Here is a 365-nt window from a genome sequence, read left to right as displayed (position 1 = left end):
CATCGAAATATCGAAAAGTTTCGCCTTGCCAATGCAATACCGGTCAAGCCGCCATTGCTGAAGAATTTCCATTGCCAGGTTGAAGCGATCCAAGTCGAGTTCATAGATGTCCGCAATCGGAAAGTCCCTTTTGGATCCCAGAGCGGACGGATTTGTACTGCAGATTGGCGGCCTGCATCAAGGCTTGGAGCGCGCTCGCCCTTCGGTTGAGCTAAAGAGGGAAGGGCGGAGCATTTCGGACAGTGCGAGCCATCACAACCCCATTGCGGCACCTCGCGTGAAAGTCAGTCCGAACGCTCCTGCCCCGCCGCGATGCCGCGCAAGAACTCCGCCAGTTCATGGTCTGCTTGCACTTTCACCACCAG

General features: G+C 55.9%; 1 protein-coding gene. It reads left to right on the top strand.

Going from position 1 to position 365, the window contains the following annotated elements; genetic code table 11:
• On the top strand, nt 1–210 hold a 210-nt coding region (locus ACP7AD_RS18575; protein WP_426166421.1), incomplete at its 5' end, for a hypothetical protein.
• Between the last annotated feature and the right edge of the window lie 155 nt (nt 211–365).

Origin of the sequence: Polaromonas sp. DSP2-3-2b2 (assembly GCF_049895905.1) — a bacterium.
Taxonomy (GTDB): domain Bacteria; phylum Pseudomonadota; class Gammaproteobacteria; order Burkholderiales; family Burkholderiaceae_C; genus Polaromonas.
Note: the sequence above shows the minus strand (reverse complement) of the source record. Positions and strands in the feature narration are given on the sequence as shown.